Annotated in this window: 13 protein-coding genes; 7 read left to right on the top strand and 6 right to left on the bottom strand. The window is 71.7% G+C overall.

The features are described from left to right. Positions 1-57: 57 nt before the first annotated feature. From malQ to ACFYE3_RS01705, 3 genes are all read right to left on the bottom strand, one after another. Entirely contained in the window at positions 58-2,268 is a 2,211-nt protein-coding gene (malQ, locus tag ACFYE3_RS01715) for a 4-alpha-glucanotransferase (RefSeq protein ID WP_387605375.1), read from the bottom strand. A 58-nt stretch (positions 2,269-2,326) separates the two neighbouring features. After that, positions 2,327-3,376, bottom strand: a complete 1,050-nt coding sequence (locus ACFYE3_RS01710) for an NAD(P)-dependent alcohol dehydrogenase (RefSeq protein ID WP_387605377.1) — start codon at positions 3,374-3,376, stop codon at positions 2,327-2,329. Positions 3,377-3,468: 92 nt separating this feature from the next. Beyond that, entirely contained in the window at positions 3,469-4,461 is a 993-nt protein-coding gene (locus ACFYE3_RS01705; protein ID WP_387605378.1) for an LLM class flavin-dependent oxidoreductase, read from the bottom strand. Between the two features lie 146 nt (positions 4,462-4,607). Here ACFYE3_RS01705 and ACFYE3_RS01700 point away from each other — a divergent pair, with 146 nt between their 5' ends. After that, positions 4,608-5,324 (top strand): HAD family hydrolase, encoded by a 717-nt coding sequence (locus ACFYE3_RS01700; RefSeq protein WP_387605381.1) that lies wholly within the window; start codon positions 4,608-4,610, stop codon positions 5,322-5,324. Positions 5,325-5,337: 13 nt separating this feature from the next. On the opposite strand, the gene ACFYE3_RS01695 is transcribed toward ACFYE3_RS01700, so the two are convergent. Both ACFYE3_RS01695 and ACFYE3_RS01690 read right to left on the bottom strand, forming a co-directional pair. Beyond that, a complete protein-coding gene (locus ACFYE3_RS01695; RefSeq protein WP_387605382.1) occupies positions 5,338-6,183 on the bottom strand; it encodes an HpcH/HpaI aldolase/citrate lyase family protein in 846 nt (281 codons plus the stop codon). 121 nt (positions 6,184-6,304) lie between these two features. Beyond that, entirely contained in the window at positions 6,305-7,381 is a 1,077-nt protein-coding gene (locus ACFYE3_RS01690; protein ID WP_387605384.1) for a glutathione S-transferase family protein, read from the bottom strand. A 192-nt stretch (positions 7,382-7,573) separates the two neighbouring features. Between ACFYE3_RS01690 and ACFYE3_RS01685 the strand changes: the two genes are divergently transcribed. Together ACFYE3_RS01685 and ACFYE3_RS01680 are read left to right on the top strand one after the other, a co-directional pair. Further along, the gene (locus ACFYE3_RS01685) at positions 7,574-8,269 is read left to right on the top strand and encodes a hypothetical protein (RefSeq protein ID WP_387605385.1); all 696 of its coding nucleotides are present in this window, start codon (positions 7,574-7,576) and stop codon (positions 8,267-8,269) included. A gap of 59 nt (positions 8,270-8,328) precedes the next feature. Continuing rightward, a complete protein-coding gene (locus tag ACFYE3_RS01680) occupies positions 8,329-8,811 on the top strand; it encodes a MarR family winged helix-turn-helix transcriptional regulator (protein ID WP_368821281.1) in 483 nt (160 codons plus the stop codon). A gap of 404 nt (positions 8,812-9,215) precedes the next feature. Here ACFYE3_RS01680 and catA read toward each other — a convergent pair whose 3' ends face one another. Next, the gene (catA, locus tag ACFYE3_RS01675; protein WP_387605387.1) at positions 9,216-10,100 is read right to left on the bottom strand and encodes a catechol 1,2-dioxygenase; all 885 of its coding nucleotides are present in this window, start codon (positions 10,098-10,100) and stop codon (positions 9,216-9,218) included. 354 nt (positions 10,101-10,454) lie between these two features. Between catA and benA the strand changes: the two genes are divergently transcribed. From benA to ACFYE3_RS01655, 4 genes are all read left to right on the top strand, one after another. Further along, positions 10,455-11,837, top strand: a complete 1,383-nt coding sequence (gene benA, locus ACFYE3_RS01670) for a benzoate 1,2-dioxygenase large subunit (protein WP_387605389.1) — start codon at positions 10,455-10,457, stop codon at positions 11,835-11,837. Positions 11,838-11,877: 40 nt separating this feature from the next. Then, positions 11,878-12,414, top strand: coding sequence for a benzoate 1,2-dioxygenase small subunit (gene benB / locus ACFYE3_RS01665; RefSeq protein WP_387605391.1), 537 nt, complete (start codon positions 11,878-11,880; stop codon positions 12,412-12,414). A 143-nt stretch (positions 12,415-12,557) separates the two neighbouring features. Next, positions 12,558-14,132 (top strand): benzoate 1,2-dioxygenase electron transfer component BenC, encoded by a 1,575-nt coding sequence (gene benC / locus ACFYE3_RS01660; RefSeq protein WP_387605392.1) that lies wholly within the window; start codon positions 12,558-12,560, stop codon positions 14,130-14,132. Next, on the top strand, positions 14,132-14,959 hold the full coding sequence (locus ACFYE3_RS01655; protein ID WP_387605395.1) for a 1,6-dihydroxycyclohexa-2,4-diene-1-carboxylate dehydrogenase: 828 nt from the start codon (positions 14,132-14,134) through the stop codon (positions 14,957-14,959). Before benC ends, ACFYE3_RS01655 begins: the two co-directional genes overlap by 1 nt. Positions 14,960-15,002 lie beyond the last annotated feature (43 nt).

Genomic DNA, 15,002 nt, shown 5'->3' with positions numbered 1-15,002 from the left:
GGTGTCCTCTCGGTTCCGGGCAGGGGAATGCCGCGGGCGCGGTCGCCCTGGGTCCGGTCAGGGCGCCGTGCGGTCGGTGTGCCGGGGTTGCTCCGGCTCCCCGACCGGCCGGAAGCGGGACCGGTTGCCGAGCGCCTCGTTGACCGCGCGCACCAGGGAGTTCGCCCGGGGGTTGTCCGGCAGCTGCTCGATCAGCACCGGATTGCCCGACTGGTCGGCCAGGGGGACGCGCCAGTTGGGGTACTCGTCCCCCGTGCCAGGCTGGTTCTGCATCCGGCGCTCGCCGACGGCGTCCACGAGGGAGACGTTGAACAGCAGCGCCGGGGACTGCGCGAGGTAGCGGTGCAGCGCCTCGACCAGGCCCTGCTCGTCCGTGGCGTCCCCGTCGGGGAGCAGCCCGTCCGCGGCGACGGCCGCGAAGAACGTGTCGAGCTGCCGGCGCGCCTCGGCCCGCTCCTCCTCCACGGGCCGGGCCAGCAGGCCGAGCTCCTCGCGCACGTCCACCTGCACGCCCTCCAGGAAGCCCGCCGTGGGCGGGAAGTCGTGGGTGCTGACCGAGGCCATGCTCAGCTCCCGGTACTGCGCCGGCGGGAGGGGCTCGTCGCCGTCCACCTCGAACCAGAGGATCGACGTCCCCAGCACGCCGCGATCCGCGAGGTACTCCCGCACCCACGGCTCGAGGGTGCCCAGGTCCTCCCCGACCACCACAGACCCGGCGAGCTCCGCCTCGAGCGCGAGGATGCCGACCATCGCCTCGTGGTCGTAGTAGACGTAGGCGCCCTCCGAGGCCTCCTGGCCGTCCGGGATCCACCACAGCCGGAACAGGCCCAGGACGTGGTCCACCCGGATGCCGCCGGCGTGCCGGAAGATCGTGCGCAGCATGTCCCGCCAGGGCAGATAGCCCGCCTCGGCCAGGCGCTCGGGGTGCCACGGGGGCTGGGACCAGTTCTGGCCCTTCTGGTTGTACATGTCCGCGGGCGCGCCCACGCTGACGCCCAGGGCCAGCACGTCCTGGAGGGTCCACGCGTCGGCGCCCCGCTTGTGCACGCCCACGGCGAGGTCGTGGATCACGCCGATGTCCATCCCGGCCAGGTGCGCCGCGCGCTGGGCGGCCTCCAGCTGCTCGTCCAGCAGCCACTGCATCCACACGTGGAAGTCGATCCTGCCGGACAGCCGGGTCCGCGCCTCCACCGCGAACGGGTCGTCCGGGCCCGCCGCGACGTCGTCCCACTCGGGGGCGTCCTCGCCGAGCTCCTCCCGCAGCGCGCACCAGAGGCCGAAGTCCTGCAGGCCCTGCCCGCCCTCGGCCACGAACCGGCGCAGCTGCTGCTGGCGGTGCGGGGAGCGGCGGACGGTGAACAGCAGCTCGAGGCTCTTCAGCTTCGCCGCGTAGGCCTTGTCCCGGTCGATGGTGCTGGTGTCGAGGTTGTCCTTGCGCTGGATCGCGGCCAGCGTGTTGACCACCTCGAGGTCGGCCGGGCGCAGGTAGGCGTACTCGGGGACCTCGGCGATGCGCAGGTAGAGGGGGTTGAAGAAGCGGCGGCTGGTCGGCAGGTACGGCGAGGGCTCCACCGGCGGGGCGGGCTCGGCGGCGTGCAGCGGGTTGACCAGCAGGTAGTCCGCCCCCTGCTCCCCCGAGATCGCGGCGAGGCTCGCGAGGTCCGAGGCGTCGCCCACGCCCCACGACCGCCCGGAGGTCACCGAGTAGATCTGCGCCATGTAGCCCCAGCGGTGCCGGCCGTGCAGCCGGTCGGTGCTGGACAGGCGCCGCGGGGTCACGGCCAGCGGGGTCGTGACCGCGCGTCCGCCGTCGACGTCGGGGCACTCGGCGCGGACCTCGTACCAGCCCACGGCGAGGCTCTCGGGCACCTCGAAGGTGGCCTGGCCGGTGAGGACGCCGTCCACGTCGCGCGGGGAGCGCCAGTTGTCGACCTGGGGTGCGGTGGCCCGTGCGCCGTCCTCCGCCACGAGGGTCACGCGCACCGTGGAGCCGTGCGGGACGTGCACCGCGAAGCGGGTGCGCTCCCCGGCGACGGCGACGACCACGGGCGGCAGGACGCGCCGCCAGGGCGCCAGCTCCCGCTGGGCGAGGCACGCCTCGATCGCGGCGTCGTCGCCGGCGTCCGCGCCCAGCGCGTCGAGCACGGCGCGCAGCGTCGGCTCCGGGACCTCCCGCTCCTGTCCGTCGAACCCGGCGTAGGTCGTGGAGACGCGGTAGTCCTCGGCGAGCCGGCGCAGCGCGCCGTCGGTGGTGGTGATTTCGGCCATGGCCCCCACTCTAGCCATCAGCGCGGCCGGAGCCGCAGGCTGCTGATGATCCGCGCGGCTACGCCAGGGTGCGGGCGACGTCGATGACGAAGCGGTACCGCACGTCCGAGGCGACCACCCGGTCGTAGGCGGTGTCGACGTCGTCGGCGCCGATCAGCTCGATCTCGGACTCCACGCCGTGCTCCGCGCAGAAGTCGAGCATCTCCTGGTGCTCGGGCAGCCCGCCGACCATCGACCCGGTGAGCACGCGCTGCGGGCCGATCAGGGCGCCGGGGCGGACGCTGTACGGCTCGGTGGGCAGTCCCACGGAGCACAGCACCCCGTTGACCCGCAGCAGGGACAGGTACTGCTCGATGGGCAGGTCCGCGGAGACGGTGTTGAGGATCAGGTCGAAGCGGCCCTTGTTGCGCTCGAAGGTCTCGGGGTCCTTCGTCGCCCAGTAGTCGGTCGCACCGAACGCCAGGCCGTCCTCCTGCTTGGACAGGCTCTGGCTCAGGACGGTGACCTCGGCGCCCATGGCCGCGGCGATCTTCACGGCCACGTGGCCGAGCCCGCCCATGCCCAGGACGGCGACCCGCCGGCCCGGCCCGGCGCCCCAGCGCTTGAACGGGGCGTACGTGGTGATCCCGGCGCACAGCAGCGGGGCGGCCCGGGCGGGGTCCAGGGCCTCGGGGACCCGCAGGACGAAGCGCTCGTCGACCACGATCGCGCCGCTGTAGCCGCCCTTGGTGGCGGCGCCGTCGGCCTGGGGCGTGTTGTAGGTGGCCGTCACGCCCTCCGTGCAGAACTGCTCCCGGCCGTCGGTGCAGTGCTCGCACCGGCCGCAGGAGTCGACGAAGCAGCCGACGCCCACCGTGTCGCCGGGCGCGAAGCCGGTCACGGCCTCCCCGACGGCGCTGACGCGGCCGACGATCTCGTGCCCCGGGGTGACGGGGTAGTGCGTGCCGCTCCACTCGTCGCGCGCGACGTGGATGTCGGAGTGGCAGATGCCGGCGAAGTGGATCTCGATCGCGACGTCCTGGGGGCCGACCGGGCGGCGCTCGATCGTGGTGCGGCGGAAGCCGGAGTCGGCGGAGACGGCCTCGAGGGCGGGGACGGTGGTGGTCATGGGGGTGCTCCTGTCGTGGTGCGGTTGCCGCCCGGCGGAGATCGCGGGGCGGCGGTCGTGCGGTCGGGACGGCCGGCGCCGGGCCGGTGCGCTCACCAGGCCCGGGCGACGAGCTCGTAGGACCGGGCGCGCACCTCGGGGTCGTGGGCGTAGCTGTTGAGCATCAGCTCGTCGGCGCGGGTGATCTCCACGATCTGCTCGAGGTCGGCGACCACCTGTTCGGGCGTGCCGACCGCCGAGACGGCGAGGTGCTCCTGCACCATGCCCGCCTCCGCCGCGGTGAGCTCGACGCGCTCGACGGGCGGCTGGAGCGGCCGGCGGTCGTTGCGGGCGATCCCGCGGACCAGCAGCTGGTGGGTGCTGAACTGGCGCCGCGCCTCCTCGTCGGTGTCGGCGGCGAGGACGTTCGCCGCGACCATCACGTGCGGGCGCTCGACCGTGGCCGTGGGTGCGTCGGGGTCGAAGCGCTGCCGGTACAGGGCGATGGCGTCCATGATCATGGCCGGGGCGAAGTGGGAGGCGAAGGCGTAGGGCAGGCCGAGTCGGGCGGCGACCTCCGCACCGCCCGTCGAGGAGCCGAGGATCCACAGGGGAACGTCCGTCCCCCGGGCCACGGACGCCCGGACGACCTCCTGCTCCTGGCCGCCGAACAGCCGCACCAGACGGCGCACGTCGGCCTCGAAGGTGTCGTGGCCGGCGTGCCCCCGCCGCAGCTCGAGGGCGGTGCGCATGTCGGTGCCCGGGGCGCGGCCCAGGCCCAGCTCCACGCGGCCGGGGTAGAGGTTGGCGTGCGTGCCGAAGGCCTCGGCGACGGTCAGGGGGACGTGGTTGGGCAGCATGATCCCACCGGAGCCCACACGCAGGCGCTCCGTGGCGGCGAGCGCCTGCCCGATGAGCACCGCCGTGGCGGAGGACGCGAACGCCTCCGTGTTGTGGTGCTCGGCGTACCACAGGCGCGTGTAGCCGGACGCGTCGAGCCGGCGGGCGAGGTCCACCGCCTCGCGGAGGGCGTCCGCGGCGGAGCGGCCCTCCGACAGGGGCACGAGGTCGAGGGCGGACAGCGGGACGCGGGGCGTGGCGGGCAAGGGCTGGGCTTCTTCCGTCGGGAGGACACGTTGGGGTTCGGTGGCGGCAACACCCCGGGCCGGGCTCGTTATTCCGGGCGTGCTCCTGGGAGTTGCCCTGCTCACACGCCCGCCACGACCGGACCCGGGTGGGGCACCATGGGAGCATGACGACTTCCCCGGCCCCCGTCCCCTCCCCGCCCACGCCCGCCCACGAGCTGACCGCGCCCGGACCGGGTTGGACCCCGGCGTGCGTGGTCTTCGACTGCGACGGCATCCTCATGGACACGGAGGCGAACTGGGCGCAGGTCCAGCGACTCGTGTCCGAGAGCTACGGGCTGGAGTACACCGAGGCCCTGGAGCGCCGGATGATGGGCTGGTCCGCGGCGGACGTCGCCACGGCGATCGCGGAGGCCGCGCAGGCCGACCGTGCCACGGTCTACGCCGACGTGCTCCGCACCGAGGAGGAGACGCTGAGGGGGCAGATCGTGCCCCTTCCGGGCGCGCTCGAGACGGTGCGCGCGTTCGCGGAGCGACTGCCCGTGGCGGTGGCCAGCAACTCCACGAGCACGATCCTGGGCGTGAAGCTCGAGCAGGCCGGCTTCGTCCCCCATCTCAGCACGTGGGTGTCCTCCGAGGACGTGCCGCGCGGCAAGCCGGCCCCGGACATCTACGCCGAGGCCGTGCGGCGGCTGGGCTTCGCCCCGGGAGAGGCCCTGGCCGTGGAGGACTCCGTGGTGGGTGCGACCTCGGCCGTGGCGGCAGGGCTGGTGGTCGTGGCCGTGCCGTCGGTCCCGGACGGGGACCCCGTGCCCGCGCACCACCGGGCGGCGGCGCTGACGGACCCCGCCTTCCGGGAGCTCATGACCCGCTGGCTGGGCTGAGCGCCCGGGCCGCTCAGTGGTTCCAGATCCCGTAGGTCTGCGCCAGCTCGGAGACCTTGCGGGCCCGAGCCAGGCGCGGCAGGTAGCTGCCGTCGCCCACGACGTGCCCGGAGTCGTGCTGCGTGATGAGCTCGCGCGCCCAGGTGATCTCCTGCTCGCTCGGGGCGAGGTTGCGGTTGATCCCGTCCGTCTGCTGCGGGTCCAGGCACAGCTTGCCCGTCATGCCCATGGACTGCGTCACGGCGCACGCCTCGGCGAGCCCCTCCTCCGAGGCGCCCAGGGTCGGTCCGTCGATGGGACCGGGCAGCTCCCCCACCCGGGAGGCCACGACGAGGCTCGAGCGCGCGAACGCCAGCGCCATGGGGTCCGCGCTGACACCGGTGTCCCGGCGGAAGTCGCCGACCCCGAAGGCGAGCCGGAACACCCCGGGGGCGCGGGCGATGTCGTTGGCGTTCATGATCCCCACGGCCGACTCGATGAGCGCCACGACGGGGGTGCCGGCGGGGGCCATCATGGCCGTCTTGGTGATGTGGTCGGGGTGCTCCGTCTTGGCCAGCATGATCCCGCGCAGGTGGCCGACCCGGCTGAGGGCGGCCAGGTCCTGCTCCCAGTACGGGGTCGTGATGTCGTTGATCCGCACCCACGCGCTGGCCCCGGCCTCGAAGGCCTCCACGACGTTCCGCCGGGCCTGGTCCTTGCCGTCGGCGGGGATGGCGTCCTCGATGTCGAACACGACGGAGTCCGCCTCGGACGCGAGCGCCGCCGGGAAGACGGAGGGGTCGGCGGCCGACGTCAGCAGCCAGGAGCGGGACAGGCGGGCGGGCAGCGCGGCGGCGCGCTGGTTGCGGTAGGGGGCCATGGGAGGGTCCTTTCCGAGAGGAGGCGGCGGGGACGGGAGGCCCCTGGGCGCCCGATCCCGCGGGCGGGCCCGGGCCGTAGGAGCTGTCCAGTCTAGGCGGCGCGCCGACTCTGCGGAACGCTCAGACGGTCAGGGGCGTGTGACGTCCGTCAACCCTCTCCTCCAGCCGCACGGGACCCGGCGCGGTCCCCGCGCCGAAGGGCGAGCCGCCGAGGGCCTCCCGGCCGTGCGCGGACACCCAGTTGTCCAGGTCGGGGCCCACGGGCACGATCTGCGAGGGGTTGATGTCCTCGTGGACCACGAAGTAGTGCTGCTTGATCTGCTCGAAGTCCACGGTGTCGCCGAAGCCGGGCGTCTGGAAGAGGTCCCGTGCGTAGCCCCACAGGTGGGGCATCTCCGTGAGCTTGTTGCGCGAGCACTTGAAGTGCGAGTGGTAGACCGGGTCGAAGCGCACCAGGGTGGTGAACAGCCGCACGTCCGCCTCGGTGATGTGCTCGCCCATGAGGTAGCGACGGGTCGCGAGGCGGTCCTCGAGCCAGTCCATGGCGGCCCACAGCCGCTCGTAGGCCTTCTCGTGGGCCCGCTGGGAGCCGGCGAAGCCGCACCGGTAGACCCCGTTGTTGACCTCGGTGTAGACGCGCTGCATGACCTCGCGCATCTCGTCCTCGAGGTCGGCCGGCCAGAGGTCGGGTGCGCCCTCGCGGTGGAAGGCGCCCCACTCCTTGGCGAGGTCCTCCGTGATCCGGGGGAAGTCGTTGGTCACCACCTGGCCGCTCGCGATCTCCACGACCGCCGGCACGGTGATCCCCCGCGGGTAGTCGGGGTAGCGGGCGAAGTACGCCTCCTGGAGCCGCTCGATGCCCAGCACCGGATCCCTGCCGTCGGCGTCGAGGTCGAACGTCCACGAGCGGACGTCGTGGACGGGACCGGGCAGTCCCACCGACAGGGCGTCCTCGAGCCCCAGGAGCCGCCGCACGATGAGGGTCCGGTTGGCCCAGGGGCAGGCCCGCGCGGCGACGAGCCGGTAGCGGCCGGCCTCGACGGGCCACGCCCGCGCCCCCTCGGGCACGTCGGCGCGCGCCGGGTCGCGGACGATCCGGTCCTCGATGTAGGCGGTGTCCCGGCTGAACTCCTCGCCGGGATGCACGTAGGCGCCGGCGGTGCTGTGCTCAGACGGCTGGGTGCTGCGCTGTGACATGGTGGCTCCTCGAGGTGCGGCGGGACGGGACGCCACCGGCCGGACGGTGGTCGGCAGCGGGACGGCCGCACCTCCCGCCCCCCGGTTTTGATGATATGTCAATCACGGGAGGGGCGCCAGAGGAGGTCCCGTCGGAGGCGAGGTCTACAGTAGAGGCGTCCAGCACCCTCCCACCACGGAAACAGCCCGCTCATGAGCACCCACGGCAACGAGCCCGAATACGGCCAGCGACTCCCCCCGCAGCACGCCCCGCTCCGGGCGGACCACAGGGGCGCGGCCTCCCCGCGGGCCGCGCGCCGGATGACGCGGGGACTCTCCTTCACGCTCGTGATGCTGGGCCTCCTGCTGGGCGGCGGGCTGACCGCCGTCGGTCACGCGTGGAGCTGGGCCGTCGGAGCACTGCTCGTCCTGCCCGGTCTCGCAGGATTCGCCGCCGTCCAGGCCCAGCTGCACCCGGCCTTCCGGGACGCCTCGGTGCCCCCGCTGCGGAGCCGCTCGAAGCTGTGGCTCATCCCCTCCGCCCTGCTGCTGCTCGGCCTGCTGCCCCTCGCCGGGGTGTTCGCGGTCCAGCCGCTGCTGGCGGGCACCACCGGCGCGCACCTGGCCGACGAGTACGTCAGCGTCCTGGTCGTCTCGGGGATGACCCTGGTGGTCGCCGCGGGCCTGGGCTTCGGCCTCGTGGCCATGACCTCCTTCACGCCCGTCGACGACGACGACTCCCCCCTGCGCCCCACCGGGTACGCCGAACGGCTCCGGCGGCCCGTGCACGACCCCGGGGACCACTACGACTCGGAGTGGATCCACCGCCGTCCGACGCGGTACGGCCTCGGGACCGGTGACCGACCCGACCTGCGCGACACCCCGCCGGAGGACGTGCCGGGCAGTTGACATTTGTTGACATGTCAATCTACAGTGGGGGTTTTCCCGCGCCACGAGAGGACCGCCACATGAGCCACCCGGAGACCGACGAGGTCAACTGGCTGTCGGACGAGGAGCAGCGCGTGTGGCGCGGCTTCCTGGCCCTGAGCCGCGGCATGCAGACCGCGGTGGACCGGCAGCTGTCCCGGGACAGCGCACTGTCCGGCTCGGAGTACGAGGTCCTCGTGCAGCTGTCGGAGAGCAGCGCCGGCGTGGTCCGCTCCCGCGACCTGCTCCACGAGCTCGGCTGGGAGCGCAGCCGCCTGTCCCACCTGCTCTCCCGCATGGCCCGGCGCGGGCTGCTCGAGCGGCTGCCGTGCGACAGCGACGCGCGCGGACTCGACGTGCGGATCACCCCGGAGGGGCGGCGTGCCATCGAGGCCTCCGCCCCCGGTCACCTCGAGCTGGTGCGGGCGGCGCTCATCGACCACCTGACCCGGGAGGAGATGGACGCGCTGCTGTCCGTGTCCGGCAAGGTGCTTCCCCGCCTCGAGGAACTGGGGCTGTGCTGACACCGGCCCCCTGAGCCGCCCACCGGCCGGGGCCCGCCCGGATCCAGGACTGCCCCCGGACAGGGGACAGGCCCTGCCGCATGGGGGGATCGGCAGGGCCTGTCCGGCATCCCGATCGGGGGAATGGGACACCACACGTCGGCAGGAATCATCCGGAGGCAGATGGGGGGATCACCTCCGGGCCAACGCCGACGACAGATTTACCTTAGACCCAGTGATCTGCATGAGCAAGCCGCCTGTGCGTTTTGTGTCCTCGACGGTCCTGGTGGCCCCGGAGACGGCCGCGGGAGTGCTCGGCACCGCGCCCGTCCGGCCCGCCCCGAGCACGGGAACGCCCCCGTCGGCCTCGGCCGACGGGGGCGTTCCCGGGTCCACCACGGCTGTCGCGCCCGCGCGTGGGGTCCCTACTTGGTCTGACCCTCCTTGGCGAGGACGTAGTCGTAGACGACCTCTTCCCCCTCGCCGCCGTCGGTGCGCGGCTTCGGGTCGAGCATCAGCTCGGGCTTGACCGCCGAGGCGATGTCGTCCTCGTTGTGCGGGTCGCCGGGGAAGTACAGCTGCTGGGTGACCAGCTGGTGCCCGGGCGCGGAGACCTTGATGTGGATGTGCGCCGGACGCCACGCGTGCCAGCCGGCCGCGGAGATCAACTGCCCGCAGGCCCCGTCGGTGGGGATCTGGTACGGGGCCGGGCGCTTGGTGTTGATCTCGAAGAAGCCGTTCTCGTCGGCCTTCACGGTGCCGCGGAACAGCCACTCGGGCAGCTCGGGGGCGTACTGGGAGTAGAAGCCGTTGGCGTCGGCGTGCCAGATCTCCACCTGGGCACCCTGCAGGGGGTTGCCGTCGGTGTCGGTGAACCGGCCTTTGAACAGCAGCGGAGTGCCCGGCTCGTCGGCGCGCATCTCCAGGGTCGCCGGAGTGGGCAGTACCGGGGAGTCCGGCACGTAGTAGGGGCCCTCGATGGTGCCCACCGCACCCGGGCGCTCCTGCGAGTTGACGTCCTCGATGGTGTGCTCCAGCCACACGTCCAGGAACAGCGGCCACTCCCCGTCGGTGCCGACCTTGATCAGCCACGCCTTCAGCGCGTTGTACTCCTCGTAGGTGACCTGGTGCTCGACCGCGATGTCGTTGATCGCCTTGATCGCCGCGCCGGCCAGCAGGGACACCCGCTCCTTCGGCACGGCCAGCTTCGCCAGCTTGCCGGAGGCGGTGAACCGCTCGGTCGCCTTGGACCCGGCCTCGACCGCGGTGCCCTCGTTCTCCTTGCGCGTTGCCGCACGGGTCTCCGTCATGGTGTTCTCCACATTTCTCGTTGAACGGTGATCAGGGACGCCCGTCGTGCCCGTCGCTCCCGATGCAGTTCGCGGCCCCCAGCTCGAGGCCTCCGGTTGTGACTCCGGACACGTCGACGTCTCCTTCAGCCTAGGGGTGCGATCAGGACGCGACAAATATTGATTGGGCTACTTTTGTGTACCCAATACGGCATAAAACCACCCTGGGTTACTCCTAGGGGTTTGCCTGATGTGAGCGGAGTCACGGCGCACCAGACTGGCTCTGTACCGTCCGGCAGGAGCCGGTCGCGGCCCCGGCCCGCACGTCCCGAGCAGACGTCCCGCCCCAGACATCCTGACCAGAAGGAGCACGTCATGACCGAGAACCTGACCCACGTCCGCGAGGTCCTCTCCGACGCCGTGGTGGACGACCGCGAGAACGGCCTCATCCGGGCCAAGCGGGAGATCTTCACCGACGAGGAGGTCTTCGAGCTGGAGATGAAGTACATCTTCGAGGGCAACTGGGTGTACCTGGCGCACGAGTCCCAGGTCTCCAACGTGGGCGACTACTTCACCACCTACATCGGTCGCACCCCGGTGGTCATCACCCGCGACAAGGAGGAGAAGCTGAACTGCATCGTCAACGCGTGCTCCCACCGCGGCGCGATGCTGTGCCGGCGCAAGACGGACAACCGCACCACCTTCACCTGCCCCTTCCACGGCTGGACGTTCAAGAACTCCGGCGAGCTGCTCAAGGTCAAGGACGGCCGCAACGGCGGCTACCCGGAGAACTTCAACAAGGAGGGCTCGCACGACCTGACCCAGGTCGCCCGCTTCGAGTCCTACCGCGGCTTCCTGTTCGGCTCCCTCAACCCGGACGTGCTCCCCCTGGAGGAGCACCTGGGCGACGCCACCACGGTGATCGACTCGATCGTGGACCAGTCCCCCGAGGGCCTCGAGGTCCTGCGCGGCGCCTCGACCTACACCTACGACGGCAACTGGAAGGTCCAGGCGGAGAACGGCGCCGACGGCTACCACGTGACCTCGGTGCACTGGAACTACGCCGCGACGACCGCCCGCCGCACCGCCGGCGACTCCGCGAACAAGACCAAGGCCATGGACGCCGGCAAGTGGGGCAAGGTCAAGGGCGGGTTCTACTCCTACGAGCACGGCCACCTGCTGCTGTGGCAGGAGTGGACCAACCCGCAGGACCGACCGCTGTGGGACCGCCGCGAGGAGCTCGTCGACAAGTACGGCGAGGAGATGGCGAACTTCATGATCAACATCTCGCGCAACCTGTGCCTGTACCCGAACGTGTACATCATGGACCAGTTCTCCTCGCAGATCCGCCACTTCCGGCCGATCTCCGCGGACCAGACCGAGGTCACCATCTACTGCATCGCCCCCAAGGGCGAGTCCCAGGAGAACCGCTCCAAGCGGATCCGCCAGTACGAGGACTTCTTCAACGCGACGGGCATGGCGACCCCGGACGACCTCGAGGAGTTCCGCTCCTGCAACAAGACCTACTGGGCCACCTCCGCCCCGTGGAACGACATGTCCCGCGGCGCCGCCCACGAGATCCAGGGGCCGGACGAGCAGGCCCGGGCCCTCGGCATGACCAAGGTCATCGCGTCCGGCGTGCGCACCGAGGACGAGGGCCTGTACCCCATCCAGCACGGCTTCTGGAAGGACGTCATGGACAAGGGCCTGGCCGCGGAGGAGCGCGCCGCCGCGCAACCCGCTCCCGTGACCGTCTGACCCGGACTCCCCCCGAACCACAGAAAGAGTGCAGAACACCATGGCCAACCTGCTGAACCCCGTGACGGCGCTGAAGACCGCCGAGGAGATCGCGACCCTCGAGACCGTGCGCTCCTTCCTCTACAAGGAGGCGCGCCTGCTGGACGACCGCCGGTTCGACGAGTGGCTCGAGTGCTACCACCCGGACTCCGAGTTCTGGATGCCGTCCTGGGGCGACGACGACCAGCTGACCGAGGACCCCCAGAACGAGATCTCCCTGATCTACTACGACAACCGCGGCGGCATCGAGGACCGCGTGTTCCGCATCAAGACGGACCGTTCCTCCGCCACGTCCCTGCCGGACCCCCGCACCGGGCACAACATCACCGACGTGGAGGTCCTCGAGCACGACGGCGACCGGGTGCAGGTCCGCTTCAACTGGTTCACGCTGTACTTCCGCTACAACACGACGGACACCTACTTCGGCACCAGCTTCTACACGATCGACCTCTCGGGCGACGAGCCGGTGATCCTGAAGAAGAAGGTCGTCCTGAAGAACGACTACATCCACCACGTTGTGGACGTCTACATGATCTGACGCTTGCCGTGGTCGGCTCCGTGCCGGGGCCGACCACGACGGACCGTCGGCACCCCGTGCTCACCGAGCCATCCCGTGCTCACCGAGCACCCCACAGACTTTTCGCGGGCCGCGAGGACGCGGCCCCCACCCAGGAGGAAATCATGGGCCACCAGGTAGCCCTCAGCTTCGAGGACGGCGTCACGAAGGTCGTCAAGGTCGGCGACTACGAGACCGTCCTCGACGCCGCCTACAAGGCGCGCATCAACATTCCCGCGGACTGCCGGGACGGCGCCTGCGGCACCTGCAAGGCCTTCTGCGACTCCGGCTCCTTCGACCCCGGGGACTTCATCGACGACGCCATGACCGAGGACGAGCTCGAGAAGGGCTACCTGCTCACCTGCCAGGCGGTCCCGGAGTCCGACATGGCCATCCAGATCCCGGCGACCGCCGAGTCCGCGAAGACCTCCGCCGCCACGTACACCTCCACGCTCCAGGAGCTGGACAAGCACTCCGAGACCACGATCTCCTTCACCCTCGACGTCGAGAAGCGGGAGGACCTCGCGTTCCTGCCCGGCCAGTACGTCAACATCAAGGTGCCCGGCACCGACGCCGAGCGCTCCTACTCCTTCAGCAGCGGCCCCGAGGTGGAGGGCGCGGGCTTCATGGTGCGCATCACCCCCCAGGGCGCGATGTCCGAGTACCTGCGCGACCGCGCCCAGGTCGGCGACACCGTCGAGTTCAGCGGCCCCTACGGCTCGTTCTTCCTGCGCGAGCCCAAGCGCCCGATGCTGCTGCTCGCCGGTGGCACCGGCCTGGCCCCGCTCCTGTCGATCCTGGAGAAGCTCTCCGAGAACCCGCCCGGCAGCCCCGTGCACCTGGTCTACGGCGTGACCCGCGAGGCCGACATCGTTGGCCTCGACCGGCTCCGTGCCTACGAGGAGAGGCTGCCGGCGTTCACCTGGGACTACATCGCCTCCGAGGCGGGCACCTCCGCCCCGCACACCGGCTACGTCACGCAGATCATCGAGCCGTCCCACCTCAACGACGGCGACGTGGACGTCTACCTGTGCGGTCCGCCGCCCATGGTCAACGCCGTCTCCGCGTGGCTGGACTCCGAGGGGATCGAGCCCGCGAACTTCTATTTCGAGCGCTTCGCGCCGAAGGAGACGACCGGCGGCGACGCCGAGACCGGCGCCCCGCCCTCCCCCGAGACGATCGCCGCCGAGGGCGACACCATGACCCGCTCCGAGGCGCTCTCCTCGCTGGAGACCGGCCGGCTGGAGTTCCGCAAGGAGGACAGCTTCGCCCACCTCGACGCCCGCATGGGCCTCGAGCTCGCCGTCACCGAGCTCGTGATGGGCCGGCTGACGGAGGAGCAGCTGGAGCAGTTCCGGCGCCTCGCCGAGGCCACCACGCGCTCCGTGGGCGCGGGCACCGTCCAGGACCCCGAGGAGTACGTGCGGACCAACGAGGAGTACCACGAGTACCTCTTCCTGGTCTGCGACAACCCCACGCTGCTGGAGTCCTACCGCCGGCTCGACGTGCGCGCGCAGATGGCCGCGACCTTCGAACGGGGCACGGAGATCTTCGCCGGGGTCGCCCAGGACCACCTGGACGTCGTCGAGGCCTTCGAGCGCAACGACAAGGAGCGCGCCCGCGAGGTGATCATGGCCCACGCCCGCGACGCCAAGGAGACCATGTCCACGGCGATCGACGCCAAGGAGGCCGGTCGCTGATGGGCGCACCGTACGCGGGGCAGTTCCTCACCCCGGGCCGCTTCGCCGGCAAGGTGGCGGTCGTGACCGGCTCCGCGCAGGGCATCGGACAGAAGGTGGCCGAGCGGATCGGCGCCGAGGGCGGCGCCGTCGTCCTCGTGGACCGCTCCGAACTGGTGCACGACGTGGCGCAGGGCATCACCCGCGCCTCCGAGGCCTCGGGCTCGGGCGGTTCCGCGACGTCCGTGACCGCCGACCTCGAGACCTGGGCCGGGGCCCAGCACGCCGTGGAGGCCGCGCACGCCGCGCACGGCCGGGTGGACGTGCTCGTCAACAACGTGGGCGGCACCATCTGGGCCCGGCCCTACGAGGAGTACGACGAGGAGAAGATCGAGAAGGAGATCCGCCGCTCCCTCTTCCCCACGCTGTGGTCCTGCCGCGCCGTGCTCCCGGCCATGCTGGAGCAGGGCTCGGGCACGATCGTCAACGTCTCCTCGGTGGCCACCCGCGGGATGCACCGGGTGCCCTACGCCGCGGCGAAGGGCGGGGTCAACGCCCTGACCCAGTCCCTGGCCATGGAGGTCGCCGGCCGCGGGATCCGCGTGGTCGCCACCGCCCCCGGCGGCACCGAGGCCCCGCCCCGCCGCGTCAGGCGCGGGCCCGAGGCCGAGTCCGCCACCGAGAAGGCGTGGTACCAGGTGATCGTGGACCAGACCGTGGAGTCGTCGCTCGTGAAGCGCTACGGCACGCTCGACGAGCAGGCCGCGCCCATCGTGTTCCTCGCCTCCGACGAGGCCTCCTACGTCACCGGCAGCGTCCTGCCGGTCGCCGGCGGGGACCTCGGCTGAGCCGCGTCCGGGCGCACGCCCGCCGGCGTGGCCGCGCCCTGCC

Origin of the sequence: Kocuria arenosa (assembly GCF_042879215.1) — a bacterium.
In the GTDB taxonomy this organism is placed as follows: domain Bacteria; phylum Actinomycetota; class Actinomycetes; order Actinomycetales; family Micrococcaceae; genus Kocuria; species Kocuria arenosa.
The sequence above is the reverse complement of the archived record's forward strand: the minus strand, read 5'-3'. Positions and strand labels throughout refer to the sequence as shown.